The sequence below is a fragment of the Brevundimonas sp. 1080 genome, from assembly GCF_040545985.1.
In the GTDB taxonomy this organism is placed as follows: Bacteria; Pseudomonadota; Alphaproteobacteria; order Caulobacterales; family Caulobacteraceae; genus Brevundimonas.
This window is the reverse complement of record NZ_JBEPMW010000001.1, coordinates 558,397-578,578: the sequence shown is the minus strand read 5'-3', so window position 1 is coordinate 578,578 and position 20,182 is coordinate 558,397. Positions and strand designations below refer to the sequence as shown.

At 68.4% G+C, this 20,182-nt stretch carries 14 protein-coding genes; 7 read left to right on the top strand and 7 right to left on the bottom strand.

Going from position 1 to position 20,182, the window contains the following annotated elements; translation table 11 throughout:
- Nucleotides 1-46 precede the first annotated feature (46 nt).
- Together hpf and ptsN are read left to right on the top strand one after the other, a co-directional pair.
- Nucleotides 47-691: a ribosome hibernation-promoting factor, HPF/YfiA family gene (gene hpf, locus ABIC32_RS02935; RefSeq protein ID WP_055754032.1), complete on the top strand. Its 645-nt coding sequence runs from the start codon at nucleotides 47-49 to the stop codon at nucleotides 689-691.
- 78 nt (nucleotides 692-769) lie between these two features.
- On the top strand, nucleotides 770-1,237 hold the full coding sequence (gene ptsN, locus ABIC32_RS02930) for a PTS IIA-like nitrogen regulatory protein PtsN (RefSeq protein ID WP_354072221.1): 468 nt from the start codon (nucleotides 770-772) through the stop codon (nucleotides 1,235-1,237).
- 43 nt (nucleotides 1,238-1,280) lie between these two features.
- On the opposite strand, the gene ABIC32_RS02925 is transcribed toward ptsN, so the two are convergent.
- From ABIC32_RS02925 to ABIC32_RS02905, 5 genes are all read right to left on the bottom strand, one after another.
- On the bottom strand, nucleotides 1,281-1,532 hold the full coding sequence (locus ABIC32_RS02925; protein ID WP_017506777.1) for a DUF1150 family protein: 252 nt from the start codon (nucleotides 1,530-1,532) through the stop codon (nucleotides 1,281-1,283).
- A gap of 64 nt (nucleotides 1,533-1,596) precedes the next feature.
- The gene (locus tag ABIC32_RS02920) at nucleotides 1,597-2,019 is read right to left on the bottom strand and encodes an Hsp20 family protein (RefSeq protein WP_137722377.1); all 423 of its coding nucleotides are present in this window, start codon (nucleotides 2,017-2,019) and stop codon (nucleotides 1,597-1,599) included.
- A 115-nt stretch (nucleotides 2,020-2,134) separates the two neighbouring features.
- On the bottom strand, nucleotides 2,135-3,448 hold the full coding sequence (locus ABIC32_RS02915) for an ammonium transporter (protein WP_295240341.1): 1,314 nt from the start codon (nucleotides 3,446-3,448) through the stop codon (nucleotides 2,135-2,137).
- A 28-nt stretch (nucleotides 3,449-3,476) separates the two neighbouring features.
- Nucleotides 3,477-7,988, bottom strand: coding sequence for a glutamate synthase large subunit (gene gltB / locus ABIC32_RS02910; RefSeq protein ID WP_354072218.1), 4,512 nt, complete (start codon nucleotides 7,986-7,988; stop codon nucleotides 3,477-3,479).
- Nucleotides 7,985-9,412 carry an NAD(P)-dependent oxidoreductase gene (locus ABIC32_RS02905; RefSeq protein WP_066554497.1) on the bottom strand — a complete coding sequence of 476 codons (1,428 nt, stop codon included), beginning with the start codon at nucleotides 9,410-9,412 and terminating at the stop codon, nucleotides 7,985-7,987. The genes gltB and ABIC32_RS02905 overlap by 4 nt, the downstream gene beginning before the upstream one ends.
- Before the next feature lie 232 nt (nucleotides 9,413-9,644).
- Here ABIC32_RS02905 and ABIC32_RS02900 point away from each other — a divergent pair, with 232 nt between their 5' ends.
- Nucleotides 9,645-12,056 (top strand): membrane-bound PQQ-dependent dehydrogenase, glucose/quinate/shikimate family, encoded by a 2,412-nt coding sequence (locus ABIC32_RS02900; RefSeq protein WP_354072216.1) that lies wholly within the window; start codon nucleotides 9,645-9,647, stop codon nucleotides 12,054-12,056.
- Between the two features lie 177 nt (nucleotides 12,057-12,233).
- Here ABIC32_RS02900 and ABIC32_RS02895 read toward each other — a convergent pair whose 3' ends face one another.
- A complete protein-coding gene (locus ABIC32_RS02895) occupies nucleotides 12,234-13,496 on the bottom strand; it encodes a glutamate-5-semialdehyde dehydrogenase (RefSeq protein ID WP_354072214.1) in 1,263 nt (420 codons plus the stop codon).
- Complete coding sequence (proB, locus tag ABIC32_RS02890; protein ID WP_354072212.1) at nucleotides 13,493-14,650, bottom strand: glutamate 5-kinase; 1,158 nt, start codon at nucleotides 14,648-14,650, stop codon at nucleotides 13,493-13,495. Before proB ends, ABIC32_RS02895 begins: the two co-directional genes overlap by 4 nt.
- Before the next feature lie 67 nt (nucleotides 14,651-14,717).
- On the opposite strand from proB, the gene ABIC32_RS02885 reads away from it, so the two are divergent.
- The 4 genes from ABIC32_RS02885 (at nucleotide 14,718) to ABIC32_RS02870 (ending at nucleotide 20,176) form a co-directional block, all read left to right on the top strand.
- Nucleotides 14,718-15,497 carry a ZIP family metal transporter gene (locus tag ABIC32_RS02885; RefSeq protein ID WP_045809883.1) on the top strand — a complete coding sequence of 260 codons (780 nt, stop codon included), beginning with the start codon at nucleotides 14,718-14,720 and terminating at the stop codon, nucleotides 15,495-15,497.
- A 234-nt stretch (nucleotides 15,498-15,731) separates the two neighbouring features.
- Nucleotides 15,732-17,969 carry a glycoside hydrolase family 3 N-terminal domain-containing protein gene (locus tag ABIC32_RS02880; protein WP_307512541.1) on the top strand — a complete coding sequence of 746 codons (2,238 nt, stop codon included), beginning with the start codon at nucleotides 15,732-15,734 and terminating at the stop codon, nucleotides 17,967-17,969.
- Nucleotides 17,970-18,066: 97 nt separating this feature from the next.
- On the top strand, nucleotides 18,067-19,227 hold the full coding sequence (carA, locus tag ABIC32_RS02875) for a glutamine-hydrolyzing carbamoyl-phosphate synthase small subunit (RefSeq protein WP_354072209.1): 1,161 nt from the start codon (nucleotides 18,067-18,069) through the stop codon (nucleotides 19,225-19,227).
- A gap of 4 nt (nucleotides 19,228-19,231) precedes the next feature.
- Nucleotides 19,232-20,176 carry a hypothetical protein gene (locus tag ABIC32_RS02870; RefSeq protein ID WP_354072207.1) on the top strand — a complete coding sequence of 315 codons (945 nt, stop codon included), beginning with the start codon at nucleotides 19,232-19,234 and terminating at the stop codon, nucleotides 20,174-20,176.
- Nucleotides 20,177-20,182 lie beyond the last annotated feature (6 nt).

The window sequence follows — 20,182 nt, the reverse complement described above, 5'->3', positions numbered from 1 at the left end:
GGTGATCTGGATTGACACCAAATCGGGTCGGGCGCGTTCTATCGGCATGCAAGTCCAAGTCAGCGGCAAGCAAGTGGATGTCGGCGAAGCGTTAGGCTCGCGCATCTCCCAGGAACTCGAAGACGGGGTCGGAAAATACTTCGCCCGAGGCGGTGAAGACGCCGAGGTCGTGGTGTCCAAGGACGGCCACAACTTCAAGGTGGACTGTTGGGTCCGCCTCGCGTCGGGCCAGACCCTGGTGACGACCGGAATGGGCGGCGACGCCCACTCGGCCTTCACCGAGGCGCTGGATCGGCTCGAAAAGCGGGTTCGCCGCTACAAGCGCCGGCTTAAGGACCACCACATCGGACCCAAGGGTCTCTCGCCCGAGAAGACCGAAAACGCCGCCCGCGAAGTCGCACGCAGCATCGTGCTGCGTGATCCCGACAGCGTGGAAGACGATGTCTTCGGCGACACCGGCGAGAACGACGGCCCGCCGCCGGTGGGGATGGTCATCGCCGAGACCGAACACGAAATCCGCACCATCACGGTCGGACGGGCTGTGCTGGAACTGGACATGACCGGCTATCCGGTCGTGCTGTTCCGCAATGCGGCCCACGGTGGTCTGGCGGTCGTCTATCGTCGTCCGGACGGCAATGTGGGATGGATCGATCCCGAACGGACGGCCAAGTCTAACGGTTCGGTGAACTAAGCCTCAGTTTGACTTCGGCGCGGTTGTCTCTAAACGGGCGGCCGCGCCGTTGTCTGCTGCGTGTATCGAGGTTGTGTAATGGACATCGGTGATCTGCTCGCGCCCAAGGGCGTGGTGCTGCGCAGCGGCGCGTCGTCCAAGCGACAGGCGCTTCACGCGTTGGCCGAGGCGGCGTCCCATGCGCTGGGCCTCGACGAAGCCCGTATTTTCGACGCCTTGATGGAACGCGAGACGCTGGGATCGACCGGGCTGGGGTCCGGGGTCGCGGTGCCGCACGCGCGTCTCACCGAGGTCGAGAAGGTGATGGCGGTGTTCGTGCGACTGGATACGCCCGTGGCCTATGATGCGGTGGACGACCGGCCGGTCGATCTGATCGTCGGCCTGTTCGCGCCGCCCAAGGCGGGGGCCGAGCATCTGAGGGCATTGGCGGCGGTTTCGCGCGCGCTGCGGTCGCCCGAACTTCGGGAGCAACTGAGACAGGCGCGCACGACCGATGCGATCCGCGCCCTGTTCGTCAAGGACGCTACGGCCGCGACGGCGGCCTGATTGCGTGGTGAAAGGCGGCGCCTGCGCGCCGTCATCCTCCGGATCAGTGAACGGAAACCGGCTCCAGCTCGTGCGCCACGGCGGCGGCGAAGGCGGTGTCGCGATCAATCATGACCGCCAGACGCTCGCCGTCGGCGCTGTGGACGGCATAGAGCATTTGGCCGGGGTTCAGATCCACATCCTTGATCTCGACCGCCTCTTCAAGCAGGTCCGAGGCCTTGATCTCGCGCACATACACCAGGTCGGGGGCGCCCAGTCCGGCAAAGTCTTCCTTGGTCATCGTCATCGGCGTCATTAGGACCGCCTCCTTCAGTTTTGACAACGCCCGGATCGCCGGGCGGTTCGAATGGCTGTTGTTTTCAGCCGGCCGTGATTGGAATACGTCGCACCTGACGCTCGGCCTCGGGCCGGATCAGATCGACGTGCAGCAGGCCATGCTCCAGCCGGGCGCCCTCGACCTCCAGCCCGTCGGCCAGGACGAAGTTTCGCACGAAGCCGCGCGCCGCGATGCCGCGATGCAGAAAGGCCTGTTCGCCCCTGCCCGCATCGTCGCGCTTGCCGGCGATGGTCAGCTGGCGGCCGTCCAGGGTGATGGCCAGTTCTTCGGGCGCGAACCCGGCGACGGCCAGGCTGATGCGGACGCCCGCATCGCCGATCTGCTCGACATTGTAGGGCGGATAGCTTTCCGCCGCGGCCTTGGCGGCGCGGTCGATCAGGGCGCGGGTGTGGTCGAAGCCCAGCAGAAAGGGGCTGTCGAACAAGAGGGTGCGCGTCGTCGTCATCTGGGGTCCTTGCGTCAGCGACCGAGCGGTCGGTCTCCCGCAATCGGCAAGACCGTCCGTCACAGATGAAGATGGGGGCTGGCGAGGGCGGGATCAACCGGCAGCGCCTGTGGGGTCAGTGGATGGCCTCGCCGTGCTGGGTATAGTCCAGCCCCTCGACCTCTTCGTCCTTGGTGACGCGCAGGCCCGTGGTGAACTTGCAGATCATCAGGACGACGAAGGTGCCCGCCGCGCTCCAGGCGATGACGCCAACCAGGCCGACGGCCTGTTTCCACACGGTCGCCCCCTCCGACAGGGCGTTGACGGTCGTGGTGGCGAAGACGCCGGTCAGCAGGGCGCCGACGATGCCGCCCACACCGTGAACCCCGAAGGCGTCCAGGCTGTCATCGTATTTCAGCGCGTGCTTCAGCCAGACCGCGCCCGCATAGCAGGCCGGGCCGCCGATCAGGCCGATGAAGAAGGCCCCCTTGGGATCGACGAAGCCGGCGGCGGGGGTGATGGCGACCAGACCGCCGACGACGCCCGACAGCAGGCCCAGCAAGGTCGGACGCTTGCGGTCGAACCATTCGACGGTCATCCAGCCCAGGGCGGCGCTGCCGGCGGCCAGGATCGTGTTGAACGCGGCGGTGGCGGCCAGCGCGTCCGCCGCGCCCGCTGACCCGGCGTTGAAGCCCAGCCAGCCGACCAGCAGCAGGCCGGTGCCGATGGCGCTATAGACCAGGTTGGCGGGGGCCATGTTGTCGCGCCCGAAGCCGTGACGCGGCCCCAGCACCAGGGCGCAGACCAGGCCGGCGATCCCGGCGTTGACGTGCACGACCGCGCCGCCCGCAAAGTCGAGCACGCCCAGTCCGCCCAGATAGCCGCCGCCCCAGACCTGATGACAGATCGGCGCATAGACGATCAGGTGCCACAGGCCGAAGAACAGCAGGCTGGCCGAGAACTTCATCCGCTCGGCGAAGGCGCCCGCGATCAGGGCCGGGGTGATGATGGCGAAGGTCATCTGGAAGCTGACGAACAGCAGTTCGGGCAGGCCGGGCAGCAGGCTGTGGGCCGTTCGGGCGGTCACGCCGTTCAAGAAGGCCGCCTGCACGCCGCCGATGAAGCCATTGGCCGCCTCCGGTCCCTTGCCGAACGACAGGCTGTAGCCGACCAGGAACCACAGGACCGAGACGATGGCGAAGGCGGCCGCCGACTGGGCGACGACGCTGATGATGTTCTTCTTCCTGACCATGCCGCCGTAGAACAGGGCCAGGCCCGGCAGGGTCATCAGCAGGACCAGAGCCGTCGAGGTCAGGATCCAGGCGGTCGCCGCCGTATCGATGGCCAGCGGCGCCTGATGCGCCAGCAGCGCCGGGGCCGCCAGGGCCGGTGAAGCGAAGGCCGCCGCCCCGGCGACGAGCGTGACGGCGAGGGCGGCGGGTCGGGTCATGGCGTCTTTCTGAGGCGGACGGCGGAGATCAGGCGGAGGTCTTGAGGCGTTCCGTGCGGGCGACGATGTCGGTCAGGGGCACGATGCGGACGAAGCGGTTCAGACTGTTGTCCCAATCCGCCAGCAGACGCCGCGCCAGGGGTGAAGCTGTCGCCGCCAGGTGGGCCTCGATCAGGCCCTTCAGTCGATCGGCCGCCTCTGCGTCGATGTCGGTCACGCCCGACAGGTCGCCGTTCAAAGCGCGCTCGGCATGGCCGGGTTGGTCCAGCACGAACAGCTCGCCGCCGCTCATGCCCGCCGCCAGGTTCCAGCCGACCGAACCCAGGACGACCACGCGCCCGCCGGTCATATATTCGCAGCCGTGCGCGCCCAGGCCCTCGACCACCGCCTCAGCGCCCGAGTTCCTGACCGCAAACCGCTCGCCCGCCGCGCCGGCGACGAACAGCCGGCCGGAGGTCGCGCCATACAGGGTGGTGTTGCCGCAGATCAGCTGATCCTCGCGCCATTCCGGCGTGCGGATCGAGATTTCGGCGCCCGACAGCCCCTTGCCGACATAGTCGTTGGCCTCGCCCGTCAGGTGCAGTTCCAGTCCCTTGGCCGCAAAGGCGCCGAAGCTCTGGCCAGCAATGCCTTCCAGCCGAAGCTTCAGACGGCCCGCCGGGCCTTGCGCGCCGAAGCGGCGCACGATGGCCGAGGACAGGGCCGCGCCAACCGTGCGCTGGGTGTTGTTCAGCGGATAGGACAGCTCCAGCGTCTGGCCGCGATCCAGGAAGCGGACGGCGTCCTTCAGCACGGCGGCGTCCAAACTGTCGGCGATGGGCTTGCGCATCGTCTTGTCGGCCCATTTGCCGGCCGCGCCCTCATCCACCTGAACCAGCAGGGGATTCAGGTCCAGGTCGTCCAGGTGCGAGCCGCCGCGACGCACCTGACGCAGCAGGTCGGTGCGGCCGATAATCTCGTCCATCGTGCGCGCGCCGATGGAAGCCAGGATCTCGCGCGTCTCCTCGGCGATGAAGGTGAACAGGTTGACCACCTTGTCGGGCGTGCCGGTGAACTTCTCGCGCAGCCGCTCGTCCTGAGAGCAGACGCCGACGGGACAGGTGTTGGAATGGCATTGCCGCACCATCAGACAGCCCATGGCGATCAGGGCGGCGGTGCCGACCCCGTATTCCTCGGCGCCCAGCATGGCGGCGATGACCACGTCGCGGCCGGTGCGGACGCCGCCGTCGGTCCTCAGCGTGACCGAGCCGCGCAGATTATTCAGCGTCAGCACCTGGTGGGCTTCGGCGAGACCGATTTCCCACGGCAGGCCGGCGTGCTTGATCGAGGTCTGGGGCGAGGCGCCGGTGCCGCCGTTGTGGCCGGCGATCAGGATGGCGTCGGCGTTTGCCTTGGCCACGCCCGACGCGATGGCGCCGATGCCCGAGGCGGACACCAGCTTCACCGTCACCCGCGCATCGGGGTTGATGGCCTTCAGGTCGTAGATGAGCTGGGCCAGATCCTCGATCGAATAGATGTCGTGGTGCGGGGGCGGGCTGATCAGGGTCGTGCCGGGCACGGCGTGGCGCATCCGGGCGATGAACTCGGTGACCTTGAAGCCGGGCAGTTGCCCGCCCTCGCCGGGCTTGGCGCCTTGCGCGACCTTGATCTCGATCTCGCGGCACTGGTTCAGATATTCGGCGGTGACGCCGAACCGACCCGAGGCCACCTGTTTGACCGCCGAGTTGGCGTCGTCGCCGTTCGCACGCGGCTGATAGCGTTCGGGATCCTCGCCGCCCTCGCCCGAGACCGACCGGGCGCCGATGCGGTTCATGGCGATGTTCAGCGTCTCGTGCGCCTCTGGCCCCAGCGCGCCCAGCGACATGGCCTGGGTCAGGAAGCGGCGGCGTATGTCCGACACGCTCTCGACCTGGTCCAGCGGGATGGGCGTGCCTTCGCGGAAGTCCAGGAGGTCTCGCAGCGACAGGTCGGCCTGGGCGCGGACGACCTCGGAAAACTGCTTGAAGCGGCGATAGTCGCCGCGGTTGCAGGCGTCCTGCAGCAGGTGGATGGTCTTGGCCTCGTGGGCGTGGGCCTCGCCGCCCGAACGGATCTTGAAGAAGCCGCCGATGGCCGGGGAAGGGACAGCCTCGCCCCAGGCGATGCGGTGCCGCTTCATCGCCGCCTGCTCCAGACCGGCCAGGCCGATGCCGGAGATGCGCGACGGGGCGCCGGGGAAGAACTCGGCCGTCAGGGCGCGCGACAGGCCCAGCACCTCGAACTCGCAGCCGCCGCGATAGGCGGAGATGACGCTGATCCCCTTGCGGGCCAGGGTCTTCAGCAGACCCGCCTCGATGCCGGCCTTGTAGTTCAGACAGGCGTCGCGCAGCGTCAGGCCGGGATACAGGCCCCGGTCCAGACGCTCCTGGAACAGGTCTTGGGCCAGCCAGGCGTTGACGGTGGTGGCGCCGACCCCGACCAGGACCGCGAACCCGTGCGGGTCCAGCGTCTCGGCGGTGCGGACCACGATCGAGCAATAGGAGCGCAGGCCCGCCTTGGTCAGGCGGCCGTGGACCCCGGCCGTGGCCAGGATCATCGGCGCGGCCAGACGATCCGCCGAGCCAGCCTGGTCGGTCAGCACGATCAAGGCGGCGCCGTCGCGGGCGGCGGCCTCGGCCTCGTCCATGATCCGGTCCAGCGCGGCGCGCAGGCCGGCGCCCGGACGGGCCTCGTCCGAGGGAACGTCATAGCTGCAGTCGATGACCACGGTGGAGCCGGCCCCGACCGTCTCGACCATCCGCTCGTACATGCCGTTGGTCAGGACGGGGCTGTCCAGCACGAAGACGTCGGTCTGGGCCTCTTCCTCGGCCAGGATGTTGCCCAGGTTCTTGAACCGGGTCTTCAGGCTCATGGCCCCCGCCTCGCGCAGCGGGTCGATGGGCGGATTGGTGACTTGGCTGAAGTTCTGGCGGAAGTAATGCGACAACGGGCGGGGCAGGGCCGACAGCACGGCAGGCGGGGCGTCGTCGCCCATGGAGCCGACCGCCTCCTTGCCGTCACGCACCAGGGCGTCCAGCAGCAGGTCGAGGTCCTCGCGGCTGTAGCCGGCGGCGATCTGGCGGCGGGTCAGGGCCTCGCCGGAGGCCGACCGCGGCTCGGGTCCGGGCCCGATGATCGGCTCCAGATCGACCATATTGTCCAGCCACTCGGTATAGGGGTGAGCGGCGGACAGGGCGTCGATGGCCTCATGCTCGTCATAGACGCGGCCATGCTTCAGATCGACGGCGATCAGCTTGCCGGGGCCGATGTGCAGGCGGCGCTTCACCCGGCTCTCGGGGATCGGCACCAGACCGGCCTCGGAGCCTGCCATCAGCAGACCATCGACCGTCTCGACGGCGCGCAGGGGACGCAGGCCGTTGCGGTCCTTGCCCGCCACGATCCATCGGCCGTCGGCGGCGCAGATGGCGGCCGGGCCGTCCCACGGCTCCATCACCGCGTTGCAATAGGCGTAGAAGGCCCGGTGTTCGGCGGGCATGACCACGTCGTCCTTGGCCCAGGCCTCGGGGATCAGCAGGGCCTTGGCCATCGGCGCGGGGCGACCGGCGTGGACCAGCACCTCCATGACATTGTCCAGGGCCGCCGAGTCCGATCCGCCCGGCTGAACCACCGGCTTCACCTCGCGGTCGCGGTCGCCGAAGGCGCCGGCCGCCATGCGGATTTCGTGCGACTTCATCCAGTTGAGGTTGCCCTTCAGCGTGTTGATCTCGCCGTTGTGGGCCATCATGCGGAACGGCTGGGCCAGCTTCCATTCGGGGAAGGTATTGGTCGAATAGCGCTGGTGGAAGACCGCGTAGGCCGAGACGAAGCGCGGGTCCTCCAGGTCGGGATACAGGTCGCCCAGCAGTTCGGCCCGCACCATCCCCTTGTAGGCGATGGAACGCGCGGACAGGGTGCAGATATAGACGCCGGCCAGGTTCTCGGTCTTGACCGTCTTTTCGATGCGGCGGCGGCACAGATACAGCTCGCGCTCCAGCGCCTCGCCATCCAGCGGTTGGCCCGCGTCGTCCAGCGGCGGGGCCAGCATGATCTGCTCGATCTCGGGCCGGGTCGCGCCGGCCTTGGTCCCGACGACCGACAGGTCGATGGGCGTCTGGCGCCAACCATAGATCCAGAAGCCGGCGCGCAGGGCCTCGGTCTCGACGATGGCGCGGGCGCGGTCCTGGGCCCCCAGGTCGGTGCGCGGCAGGAAGACCTGACCGACGCAGATGGGCCCAGGACGCAGGGATTGGCCGATGGAGGCCACCTGTTCGGCGAAGAAGCCTTGCGGCAGCTCGGCCATGATGCCCGCCCCATCGCCCGACAGGCCGTCGGGATCGACCGCGCCGCGGTGGGCCACGGCCTTCAGGCTGCGGATCGCATATTCGACCACGTCGCGGCGCGGCGTGCCGTCGATCGAACAGACCAGACCCACGCCGCAGGCGTCGCGCTCGGAGGCGCGGTCATAGGCGTGGCCGGCTTCCAGCCGGTCGCGGGTTTGTTCGTATTTGTTCAGCCAGGTCATGCCGCGACCTCCTCGGTGCGGGTCTTGAAGTAGCGGTCGATCTCGGCGGCGGCGTCCTGGCCTTCGCGGACGGCCCAGACGACCAGGGAGGCGCCGCGCACCGCGTCGCCGGCGGCGAAGACGCCGGGCAGGCTGGTGGCGAAGCTGACCGAACCCACCTTGATGGTGCCGTCGTCGCGTAGGCGCAAATCGGCCTCATGCGCCGCGAACGGCTCGGGCGAGAAGCCCAGGGCCTCGATGACGATGTCGGCCGGCACGTCGAAGTCGGCGCCGGGAACCGGCACGATGTCGCGACGCTGACCGGGCAGGCCTTCCGTCAACTGCATGCGCGCGGCGCGCACGCCCGTGACCTGGTCGCCTTGCGACAGCAGGGCCTTGGGCGCTGCCAGCCATTCGAAGACGACGCCTTCTTCCTCGGCGTTGACGACTTCGCGGGCCGAGCCCGGCATATTCTCGCGGTCACGACGATACAGGCAGGTGACGCTGGCCGCGCCCTGACGGACGGCGGTCCGGACGCAATCCATGGCCGTGTCGCCGCCGCCGATGACGACGACCCGCTTGCCGCGCGCCTCGTGCCAGCCGTCCTGTTCGGCGTCGCCCAGGTCGCGGCGGTTCTGGTGGGTCAGATAGGACAGGGCGGCGACAGTCGAGTCCGGCCCGCGACCCGGCGCGGAAAGGATGCGGGGCTGATAGACGCCCATAGCCAGCAGGACGACGTCGTGGCGCTCGCGTAGCTCGGTCAGGGTCACGTCCTTGCCGACCTCGCAGCCCAGCACGAACTGGACGCCGCCGTCGATCAATCGGTCCACGCGGCGCTGCACGACATGCTTTTCCAGCTTGAAGCCGGGGATGCCGTAGATCAGCAGCCCGCCGGCGCGGTCGTGACGGTCATAGACCGTGACCTGATAGCCCTCGCAGCGCAGGCGGTCGGCGGCGGCCAGACCGGCCGGGCCGGCGCCGACGATGCCGACCGTTTCGCCGCGTTCGGCCGCCGGGCGGATCGGCTCGACCCAGCCGTTGGAGAAGGCCTGGTCGCCCAGCCAGGCCTCGACCGAGCCGATGGTCACGGCGTCCCAGCCGGACTGGTTCAATGTGCACGACCCCTCGCACAGTCGGTCCTGCGGGCAGATGCGGCCGCAGATTTCGGGCATGGTCGAGGTCAGGGACGCGACGCGCCAGGCCTCGCGCGGCTCGTTCTCGGCCGACAGGCGCAGCCAGTCGGGGATGTTGTTCTGAAGCGGGCAGGCGTTCTGGCAGAAGGGCACGCCGCAGTCGGTGCAGCGCGACGCCTGTTTCTCGGCCGTCTCGGTGGAGGGCGGAATCGTGATCTCCCCGAAACCGCGTGCACGCAGTTCGGCCGAGGCCTTGGACAGGCGGCGGGGTTCGACGACGAATGTCCCGCCTTGCTTCAGGGTCTTATGCATATCTCGCATATGCCGCAAACGACGCGTTAGAGGCAAATATTATTGCCGCGAGGCGTTCTCAGCGAAACAAAAAGAATAAATCATCCAATCGGACGCGTTTTGTCGTCAAAAGTTGCTGATGGTGGCCGTTTGCGCCGCAACAGGATTTTGTTCCAGGGGTGCGACAATAGGAACCGGCGCAGTCTCGAGGCGTTCGAAAGACTGATTTCAGCAGACCACAGAGAGTGCGCCCATGCCCCGATGGACAACCCCGACCGGCCTTGGGGGATGGCTGACGTTGCTGCTCGGGATCCTGCTGGCCGTGATCGGTCTGGTGCTGACGGTCGGCGGCGTGCAGCTCGCGATGCTGGGCGGCTCCTGGTATTATCTGATCGCGGGCCTGGCGCTGATCGTGTCGGGCCTTCTGCTTGTCTATCGCGACGTGCGTGGGGCCTGGCTCTATGGCGCGGTCTTCGTCGCCACAGTGATCTGGGCGCTGTGGGAGAAGGGCCTGAACGGTTGGGCCATGATCCCACGCCTGGTCGGGCCGCTGGTGCTGATGTTCCTGGTGCTGGCGACGCTGCCGGTATTGCGGTCGCGCGGCGGCGGCAAGACGGCAAGCTTCGGCGCGCTCGGGCTGGCGGCCCTGACGGTCGTGTTCGGCCTGGTGGTCGGACAGATCAACGCGCCCGGCGTCGATAGCCCGGTGCCCGGCGCGCGCGGACCATTCGGTGATCCCGCCCTGATCAAGGCCGGCCTGGACTGGCCCGCCTATGGCGGATCGGACGCCGCTCAGCGTTATTCGCCGCTCAACCAGATCAACAAGACCAACGTCGGGCAGCTGGAGCGGGCCTGGACCTTCCGCACCGGCGATCTGCCCGGCGAACGCTTCGGCGCCGAGACCACGCCGCTGAAGATCGCCGACACCGTCTATCTCTGCTCGGGTCGCAACAAGATGTTCGCCCTGGACGCCAACACAGGACGGCAGAAATGGGCCTATGATCCGAAGGTGGCGGACGAGCAGATCCCCTACACCGCCGCCTGCCGGGGCGTCACCTACTACGCCGCGCCCAACGTCGATCAGGCCCAGCCCTGCGCGACGCGCATCATCGAAGGCACGCTGGACGGCCGGATCATCGCGGTCGATGCGCGCACCGGCGTGCCTTGCCCCGCCTTCGGAACCAACGGCGCCGTCAGCATCAAGGAAGGGATGGGCAATCCCTATCCCGGCATGGTGTCGATCACATCGCCGCCCGTCGTCGTGCGCGGCGTCATCGTCACGGGCCATCAGGTGCTGGACGGCCAGAAACGGTGGAACGCCTCGGGCGTCATCCAGGGCTATGACGTCGTCACGGGTCAGCTGCGCTTCGCCTGGGACATGATGCGTCCCGACATCACCACCGCTCCGCCGGCCGGTCAGACCTATACGCCGGGCACGCCGAACATGTGGACGACGGCGACGGGCGACGAAGCTTTGGGCCTGGTCTATCTGCCGATGGGCAACTCGGCCGCCGACTACTATTCGTCGCTGCGCCGGCCCCAGGAGAACCAGTATTCCAGCGCCTTGGTCGCGCTGGACGTCACGACCGGCAAGCCGCGCTGGAGCTATCAGACCGTTCGCCGCGACGTCTGGGACTTTGACCTGGGTTCGCAGGTGACGCTGGTCGACATGCCGACCGCAGGTGGCGTGACGCCTGCGGTGATCCTGCCGTCCAAGCGCGGCGAAATCTTCGTGCTGGATCGCCGCACGGGCCAGCCCCTGCATGGCGTGCAGGATCGTCCCGCCCCGCGCGGCGGCGTCGAACCGGCGCAGCGTGCGGCGACCCAGCCCTATTCGCTGTTCAACACCCTGGCCAAGCCTGACCTGCGCGAAGTTGACATGTGGGGCATGTCGCCGATCGATCAGATGATGTGCCGCATCCAGTTCAAGAAGGCGTCGTACCAGGGCCAGTTTACGCCCCCGACCGCCGACCGTCGCTTCATCGAATATCCGGGCTACAACGGCGGTTCGGACTGGGGCAGCGTGGCTCTGGATCCGCGTCGCGGCGTGATCATCGCCAACTATAACGACATGCCCAACTACAACCGTCTGGTGCCCCGCGCCGAGGCGAACAAGCTGGGCTGGTTCCCGCGCGACGACCCCCGCTATCAGGAAGAAACGACCGGCGAGGGCGCCAAGGCCGAGGGCGCGGGCGATCCGCAGATGGGCGTGCCCTATGCGATCGACGTCAACGCCGGTTGGCGGATGCCCTTCACCGGCCTGCTGTGCAAGGAGCCGCCCTATGGCGGGATCCGCGCCATCGACCTGCAGAGCGGCAAGACTCTGTGGGACCGTCCGTTCGGCACGGCGCGCAAGAACGGCCCGTTCGGCATCCCCTCGATGCTGCCGCTGGAAATCGGCACGCCGAACAACGGCGGCTCGGTCGTAACGGCGGGCGGCCTGATCTTCATCGCCGCAGCGACCGACGACCTGATTCGCGCCATCGATATCGAGACGGGCAAGACCGTCTGGTCCGACGTCCTGCCCGCCGGCGGCCAGGCGAACCCGATGATCTACGAGCAGAACGGCCGCCAGTATCTGGTGATCGTCGCCGCCGGCCATCACTTCATGGAAACGCCGGAGGGCGATTACGTCATCGCCTATGCGCTGCCGCAGCGCGGCTGAGACGAAGCACCAATCTCCCTCCCCTGCGGGGGAGGGTGGTCGCGTCAGCGACCGGGTGGGGGCGGCTCGGAAACGAGCCGCCTTTTCTCGTTCAGCGGCATGTCGCCAGCCGCCCCCACCCGGCCTCGCCTTCGGCTCAGCCACCCTCCCGGAACGGGGAGGGAGAGCGTGCGCGACCTACGGCCTGATCTGGCCCTGGCCGCGCACCACATACTTGTAGGTGGTCAATTGCTCGGCCCCGACCGGGCCCCGGGCGTGTAGGCGATTGGTGGAGATGCCGATCTCGCCGCCGAAGCCGAACTCGCCGCCGTCGGCGAACTGGGTCGAGGCGTTGATCAGGACGATGGCGCTGTCGACCCTGGCGGCGAACCGTTCGGCGGCTTCGGCGTCGGTGGTGACGATGGCCTCGGTGTGGCCCGAGCCGTAGCGGGCGATGTGGTCGGTCGCAGCGTCCACATCCTCGACGATGCGGACGGCGAGGATCGGGGCCAGATATTCGGTGGTCCAGTCGGCCTCGGTCGCGGGCGTCATTGCGGGGACCAGGGCGCAGGCCGCTTCGTCGCCGCGCAGTTCGCAACCGGCGGCGATCAGGTCGGCGGCGACGGGGGGCAGCAGGCGCTGGGCGGCCGCCCGATCCACCAGCAGCGTCTCGGTCGCCCCGCAGACCGAGACGCGGCGCATCTTGGCGTTCAGGACGATGGCGCGGGCGGTCTCAAGATCGGCGGCCTCGTGCAGATAGGTGTGGTTCAGGCCTTCCAGGTGGCTGAGCACCGCTGTCCGCGCCTCGTCCTGGACGCGGGCGACCAGGCTCTTGCCGCCGCGCGGGACGATGACGTCGATGGCGCCGTTCAGCCCGGTTAGCATAAGACCGACCGCCTCACGGTCGGGTGTGTCGACCAGTTGCACCGCATCAGCGGGCAGGCCGGCCTCGGCGAGGGCTTCCGCGATCAGGGCAGCGATGGCCAGGGAAGACTGAAGGCAGTCCGAGCCGCAGCGCAGGATGGCGGCATTGCCCGAGCGGATGCACAGGGCGGCGGCGTCGGCTGTGACGTTGGGGCGGCTCTCATAGATGACGCCCAGCACGCCGATCGGCGTTCGAACGCGGGCGATGTCGAGGCCATTGGCGGGGGTCCAGCGTTCGGTCTCGACGCCCAGCGGATCGGGCACGGCGGCGATGGTCGCCACCGCCTCGGCCATGCCGGCGATGCGGGCGGGGCTCAACGACAGCCGGTCGATCAGGGCCTCGGTCATGCCGTTCGCGCGAGCGGTCTCGACATCGCGGACGTTGGCGGCCAGCAGGGCGGGTTCGGCGGCCGTTAGTTTTGCCGACAGGCTTTCCAGCGCGCGGGTGCGGGCGGCGGCCGGGGCTTCGCGCAAGAGCATTGCTGCGGCGCGGGCGCGCTGGCCCAGGTCAAGCATTCGGGTCTTCAGATCGGTCATCGGTCGTCCAGCACCATGTCGTCGCGGTGGATTAGGACCGAGGCCCCGCGATAGCCCAGCAGGGTCTCGATCTCGTCCGAGCGGCGGCCGCGAAGGCGCGCGGCCTCGTCGGCGGCGTAGGCGGCCAGACCCACACCGACGGCCCGACCGTCCGGGTCGATCAGACGCACGCAGTCACCCTTTTCGAAAGCGCCGGAGACGCCCGTGACTCCGGCGGGCAGCAGGCTCTTGCCCGCCTTCAGCGCTGTGACGGCGCCGGCGTCCAGCGTCAGGACCCCCGTTGGCGACAGGCTGCCGGCGATCCACTGTTTGTAGGCGGCCATCGGGCCGTCGGGCGCAGCGATCAGGGTGGCGCGCGCGCCGTCGCGGATGGCGCTGAGCGGCGAAAGGGTCTGACCCGAGGCGATGAGGGTGGCGCATCCGGCCGAGCGGGCGATCTGGGCCGCCGCCAGCTTGGTCGCCATGCCGCCGGTTCCGACGCCGGCATCGGCGTTGGCGCCCCCGCCCATGGCCAGGATGTCGGGGCTCAGCGTCTCGATTAGGGGCAAATGGGCGGCGTTGGGATCGCGGCGCGGATCGGCGGTATAGAGGCCGTCCACGTCCGACAGCAGGATCAGCAGGTCCGCTCGCGCCAGCTGGGCTGTGCGCGCCGCCAGCCGGTCGTTGTCGCCGTAACGGATTTCCTCGGTCGCCACCGTGTCGTTCTCGTTGACGATGGGGATGACGCCGTGGGTCAACAGGGCCTCGACGGTCGCGCGGGCGTTCAGCCACCGCCGACGGCGTTCTGTGTCGTCGCGTGTCAGCAGAACCTGGCCCGCGATCAGGCCATGCGGGTCCAAGGCCCCGGACCAGGCCGCCATCAGCAGCGATTGTCCGACCGAGGCCGCCGCCTGCTTGTCCTCCAGCCTTGCGCCCAACGTGGGCAGCCGTCCCCGGCCCAGGGCGATCGAGCCGGACGAAACGACGATGACCTCGCGCCCTTCGGCCTTCAGCGCCGCGAGATCCGAGGCGACGGCTGCCAGCCAGTCGCGCGTCGGCTGGCGCGTGGCCGCGTCGATCAGCAGGGAGGATCCGATCTTGACCACGACCCGCCGGGCGGCGCCCAGCGCCGACGCAGCGTTCGGGCCGACGGGGAGGGCGGCGCGCTGGGACATGAAGCTTTCTCTAACGCCACGGTTCGGGCTTGTCTCTTGCCGTGTCTCGCCGCAATGCAGACGGATGATGGAATCCCTTTCCCCCATCGCCGCAGGCGGTCTGGGCAGTCTGGCGGCGGGCATGATGACGGCGGTGGGCGCCGTGCCTCTGCTGTTCTTCCGCAAGGCGGGGGTGCAGACCCAAAGCGCCCTGCTGGGTTTCGCCGCCGGGGTCATGCTGGCGGCCTCCTTCTTCTCGCTGATCATTCCCGGCGTGGACGTGTTGCAGGCGGGCGGGGCCAGCCAGGCGGCGGCGGCCGGCGTCATGGGGGCGGCGGTGCTGATCGGGGCGACGGTGATCGGCCTGATGAACCGGTTCGCGCCGGTGGACATGCTGGCCATCGGACCGGCGGGATCGCGCGACCTGTCGCGGCGCATCTGGCTGTTCATCATCGCCATCACCCTGCACAACTTCCCCGAGGGCGCGGCGGTGGGCGTCAGCTTCGGCGGCGGCGACATGCATCAGGGACTGTCCACGGCCCTCGGCATCGGCATCCAGAACATGCCCGAGGGGCTGGCGGTGTCGGCGGCGATGGCGACCCTGGGATACGGCCGCTGGCCGGCCTTCGCGGCGGCGTTGGCTTCGGGCCTGGTCGAGCCGGTCGGCGGGCTGATTGGGGCCAGCGTGGTCGATCTGCTGCCCGGCGCCCTGCCGTGGGGGCTGGGCCTGGCGGCGGGGGCCATGATCTATGTCGTCACTGCGGAGATCATTCCCGAGACCCGCGAGAAGTCCAAGGGCGAGGGGTCGATGATCGGCCTGATGATCGGCCTTGTAGGGATGATGTTCCTGGACATCGCCTTGGGATGAGGCGGGGCGGCGAAACGCGGCGTGACCGCGCACCGGGGCGTTACATCGATTTACATAGCAGGCGGGGGTTGAAGCCTTCGGGGCCGAGAGGCTAGGCCTCTCGCTTCGCTGCTCGATTATCCCCCGAAAGGAGCGCCAGCCTAAATGACGCGACCTCTCAAGCCTGCGGCTTCCCGTAGAAATTTCTTGTCTGGCCTGGGGCTTTTGGCCCTGATGGGCGCCGGAGTGTTCCCCATGCCTGTTTCCGCCCAAGCGTCCCGCACCGTCGCCCGTCACCGCCAGAAGATCGAGGATCTGATCGCGGCCATGACGGTCGAGGAGAAGGCGGGCCAACTGAACCTGCTGGCCGATCCGTTCCGCTGGATGCCGACAGCGGTGAACCCGCTGGACGGCACGGGCGATCCGGCGCGCGTCACCGCCCTGATCCGCGAAGGCAAGGTCGGCAGTCTGTTCAACGGCATCGGCGCCGAGGCGGGCCGTCGCATCCAGCGCGTGGCGATGGAAGAGAGCCGGCTGAAAATCCCGCTGCTGTTCGCGGCGGACGTGATCCACGGCCTGTCCACCATCTTCCCCGTGCCTCTGGCCGAGGCGGCGGCCTTCGACACCGAACTGGCGCGGCGCACGGCGCGGGCCGCGGCGGTCGAGACGGCGGCGTCAGCCGTTCACCAGACCTACGCCCCCATGGTGGATGTGGCGCGCGACCAGCGCTGGGGCCGCAACGTCGAGGGCGCGGGCGAGGACGTTCTGCTGAACAACCTGCTGGCCGCCGCCCGCGTGCGCGGCTTCCAGGGCGAAAAAGGTCTGGACGACCGTGACGCAGTCCTGGCCACCGCCAAACATATGGCCGCCTATTCCGCCGCCGTCGGCGGGGTCGAATACAACACCACCGACATGAGCGAGCAGACGCTGCGCGGGGTCTTCCTGCCGCCGTTCAAGGCGTCGGTGGACGCCGGCGCCCTGTCGATCATGAGCGCCTTCAACGACGTTAATGGCGTGCCGGCCTCGGGCAGCCGCAAGCTGCTGACCGACATCCTGCGCGGCGAATGGGGCTTTGAGGGCTTCGTCGTCTCCGACTACACCTCCGAGCAGGAGTTGGTGGCCCACGGCTTCGCCGAGGACGGCCGCGACGCCGCCCGTCTGGCCTTCAACGCCGGGGTCGATGTGTCGATGGTGTCGGGTCTGTATCTGGAGCATCTGCCCAGCCTGGTCGCCTCTGGCGAGGTGTCGATGGCGCGTCTGGACGAGGCGGTGCGCCGCGTCCTGAACACCAAGGCGGCGCTGGGCCTGTTCGACGATCCCTATCGCGGCACCGATCCGGTGCGTGAAAAGGCGGTGGTCGGGTCGCGCGAGCACGTCGAGCTGTCGCGCGAGGCGGGCCGCAAGTCGGTCGTGCTGCTGAAGAATGACAACGGCCTGTTGCCGCTGAAGAAGAGCCAGAAGATCGCCCTGGTCGGCCCGTTCGCCGACGACGTGGACAATGTCTGGGGGCCGTGGACCATCTGGGGCGCGCCCGAGCGACGCGTTTCGCTGGAGACGGGCTTCCGCGCGGCGATGAGCGATCCGCAGAACCTGACCATCGCACGCGGTTCGGGCGTCGAGACGCCGCTGGACGGCGGGATCGAGCAGGCCATCGCCGCCGCCCGCGACGCCGAGGTCATCGTCCTGGCCATCGGCGAGGCGACCAACATGTCGGGCGAGGCCCAGTCGCGCACCGAGATCGTGGTGCCCGCGCCGCAGGTCGCCCTGGTCGACGCCATGGCGGCGCTGGGCAAGCCCATGGTCATCCTGCTGAGGAACGGCCGGGCGCTTGCGCTGGAAGGCAATGTGAAGAACGCCCAGGCCATCGTCGTGACCTGGTTCCTAGGCGAACAGATGGGCCATGCCGTCGCCGACGTCCTGTTCGGCGATCACGGCCCGTCGGCGCGCCTGCCGGTCAGCTTCCCGCACAAGTCGGGCCAGCAGCCCTATTCCTACGACCGCAAGACCACAGGCCGCCCGGCCAATCCCGATCTGGCGAGCGAGGAATACAAGGCTCGCTATCGCGAGACGACCAATACGGCGCTTTATCCCTTCGGCTATGGCCTGACCTATGGCGCGGTCAGCTATGGGCCGGTCGAGATGGAGAGCGACAAGCTGGCCTGGGCCGGCACGCTGGATCTGGGCGTGACCGTGACCAACACCGGATCGCATCCGGCCGAGGAGCTGGTGCAGCTCTATATCCACGACCGGGTCGCCAGCCTGACCCAGCCTGGCCGATTGCTGAAGGACTTCAAGCGCGTGTCGCTGAAGCCGGGCCAGAGCACGAAGGTGACCTTCACCCTGAACGCCCGCCAACTGGGCTTCATCGGCGCGGACGAGACCTGGCGCATAGAGCCCGGTCTGTTCGACGTCTGGCTGGCGCCGCACGCCCAGGGCGGGGCCAAGGCGACGTTCCAGCTGATCGGTCCGGCGTCCATCACCGACGGGCGGTGACGCGCGCCACGTTGACGGGGCAGGCGGCAGGGCTTAACGACGCCGCCGTTTGCCTTCGGCCTTCGTATCGGCCGGATTCGATTTTAGGAGCGCGCCCATGACGACGAAGATTCTTCCGGGCGCCACCGGCGTTCTCGCGCTCGCGGACGGCACGATCCTGCAGGGCATCGGCGTGGGCGCCGTCGGCTCGGCCTTGGGCGAGGTGGTCTTCAACACCGCCATGACCGGCTATCAGGAAATCCTGACCGACCCGTCCTACATGAGCCAGATCCTGGCCTTCACCTTCCCGCACGTCGGCAATGTGGGGACCAATGTCGAAGACATCGAACAGATGGGCGGCGGGTCCGACACCTCGGCGCGCGGCGCCATCTTCCGCGACGTGCCGACCGACCCGGCCAACTATCGCTCGGACGCCAGTTTCGACGACTGGATGAAGCGGCGCGGCGTCGTGGGTCTGGCCGGGGTGGACACCCGCGCCCTGACCAAGATCATCCGCGACAAGGGCGCGCCCCACGCCGTCATCGCGCACGACCCGGACGGAAACTTCGACCTGGAGGCCCTGGTCGCCCAGGCCAAGGGCTGGACCGGGCTGGTCGGTCTGGACCTGGCCAAGCCCGCATCGACGCTGCAGGCGTTCGAATGGAACGAGGGGCTGTGGGACTGGCCGGAGGGTCACCCCAAGACCGAAGGCCGCAAGGACGTGGTCGTCATCGATTACGGCGTGAAGCGCAACATCCTGCGCGCCCTGGCCTCGACCGGCGCGCGCATCACCGTGGTCCCGGCGACGACGACGGCGGAGGAAGTTCTGGCCCGCAATCCTGACGGCGTGGTTCTGTCCAACGGTCCGGGCGATCCGGCCGCGACGGGCGAATACGCCGTGCCTGAAATCCAGAAGCTGGTCGCCAGCGGCAAGCCGCTGATGGGTATCTGCCTGGGCCACCAGATGCTGGCCCTGGCCCTGGGCGCCAAGACGGTGAAGATGGATCAGGGCCACCACGGCGCCAACCACCCGGTCAAGGATCTGACCACCGGCAAGGTCGAGATCGTGTCGATGAACCACGGCTTCACCGTCGATCGCGACAGCCTGCCGGACGCCGTGACCGAGACCCACGTCAGTCTGTTCGACGGCACCAACTGCGGCATCGCGGTCAAGGAAAAGCCGATCTTCAGCGTCCAGCACCACCCCGAGGCCTCGCCCGGGCCGACCGACAGCCTGTATCTGTTCGACCGGTTCGCCGATCTGATGGGCGCGCGCTGAGGCCATGAAGCAGGGGGCGGTTCGGTCGGACTATCTGGACTGGCTGGCCGAGGCGTTCGACGTCGGTCGCCGGTTTACGCCCCTGCCGGACGGCGATGTCGTGGTCGGTTATGCGACGGGATACGACGCGGCCGACATCGCGCCTTTCGTCCTGTCGCTGCGGGCCGTGTTCGAGGGGCCTGTGGCGCTGGTGGTCGACGCCGAACCGGCTCTGCGCGCCTTTCTGGCCCAGCATCGGGTGACCGCCATAGATGCGCCGGTCTGGCGCGGGTGGGCGCCGCATCCGGTGATGCAGCGGTTCGTGGCCTTCGCCGGTTTGCTGGGCGATCGGTCAGGCGTCGCCCTGGCCTGCGACGTGCGCGATGTGATCTTCCAGGCGCCGCCCTTTGATCCGGCGCCCGAGGGACTTGAGGCCTATGTCGAGGCCGAGACGCCGCTGGGCGATCACGCCTTCAACATGAAGTATCTGCGCGCCCTGTTCGGCGACGCCCAGGCGCGGCAACTGGCCGACAAGGCCTGTCTGTGCGTCGGCACCATCGTTGGGCCGCGCGCCGAGGTCTCGCGCCTGTCGCGACTGATCCTGTCCTTGCCCAACGCGCCTCGACGAGAGATTGGCGGGGCGTTCGGTGCAGATCAGGCCGCATTCAACCTAGCGATCCACCAAGGATTGGTGGCGGCGCGTGTTCAACCCAACTACGGGCGCATTGCGACCGTTGGCTTAACGCCAGGGCCAAAGCTGGGCTTCCGAGATGGAAAGGTCGTCAATCCAGATGGCGATGTCAGCGCCATCGTCCATCAGCACGATCGGCATCAGCATCTGGAAACGCCGGTCCATGCATTATGGGGAGGAGGGCTTGAGCAGCGCCGCCGAGTAAGGCCTCGGACCGCGGCGCAGACGCTGAAAAAATGGAAGATGTCTCTGCGCCGCCGGATGCCCGAACTGCGCTGAGCCGGC

What these genes read in the sequence shown, in the direction of transcription:
- hpf (WP_055754032.1), top strand. Translation starts at nt 47, where the DNA reads ATGCAAGTCCAAGTCAGCGGCAAGCAAGTGGATGTCGGCGAAGCGTTA.
- ptsN (WP_354072221.1), top strand. Translation starts at nt 770, where the DNA reads ATGGACATCGGTGATCTGCTCGCGCCCAAGGGCGTGGTGCTGCGCAGC.
- ABIC32_RS02925 (WP_017506777.1), bottom strand. Translation starts at nt 1,532, where the DNA reads ATGACGCCGATGACGATGACCAAGGAAGACTTTGCCGGACTGGGCGCC.
- ABIC32_RS02920 (WP_137722377.1), bottom strand. Translation starts at nt 2,019, where the DNA reads ATGACGACGACGCGCACCCTCTTGTTCGACAGCCCCTTTCTGCTGGGC.
- ABIC32_RS02915 (WP_295240341.1), bottom strand. Translation starts at nt 3,448, where the DNA reads ATGACCCGACCCGCCGCCCTCGCCGTCACGCTCGTCGCCGGGGCGGCG.
- gltB (WP_354072218.1), bottom strand. Translation starts at nt 7,988, where the DNA reads ATGACCTGGCTGAACAAATACGAACAAACCCGCGACCGGCTGGAAGCC.
- ABIC32_RS02905 (WP_066554497.1), bottom strand. Translation starts at nt 9,412, where the DNA reads ATGCATAAGACCCTGAAGCAAGGCGGGACATTCGTCGTCGAACCCCGC.
- ABIC32_RS02900 (WP_354072216.1), top strand. Translation starts at nt 9,645, where the DNA reads ATGCCCCGATGGACAACCCCGACCGGCCTTGGGGGATGGCTGACGTTG.
- ABIC32_RS02895 (WP_354072214.1), bottom strand. Translation starts at nt 13,496, where the DNA reads ATGACCGATCTGAAGACCCGAATGCTTGACCTGGGCCAGCGCGCCCGC.
- proB (WP_354072212.1), bottom strand. Translation starts at nt 14,650, where the DNA reads ATGTCCCAGCGCGCCGCCCTCCCCGTCGGCCCGAACGCTGCGTCGGCG.
- ABIC32_RS02885 (WP_045809883.1), top strand. Translation starts at nt 14,718, where the DNA reads ATGGAATCCCTTTCCCCCATCGCCGCAGGCGGTCTGGGCAGTCTGGCG.
- ABIC32_RS02880 (WP_307512541.1), top strand. Translation starts at nt 15,732, where the DNA reads ATGCCTGTTTCCGCCCAAGCGTCCCGCACCGTCGCCCGTCACCGCCAG.
- carA (WP_354072209.1), top strand. Translation starts at nt 18,067, where the DNA reads ATGACGACGAAGATTCTTCCGGGCGCCACCGGCGTTCTCGCGCTCGCG.
- ABIC32_RS02870 (WP_354072207.1), top strand. Translation starts at nt 19,232, where the DNA reads ATGAAGCAGGGGGCGGTTCGGTCGGACTATCTGGACTGGCTGGCCGAG.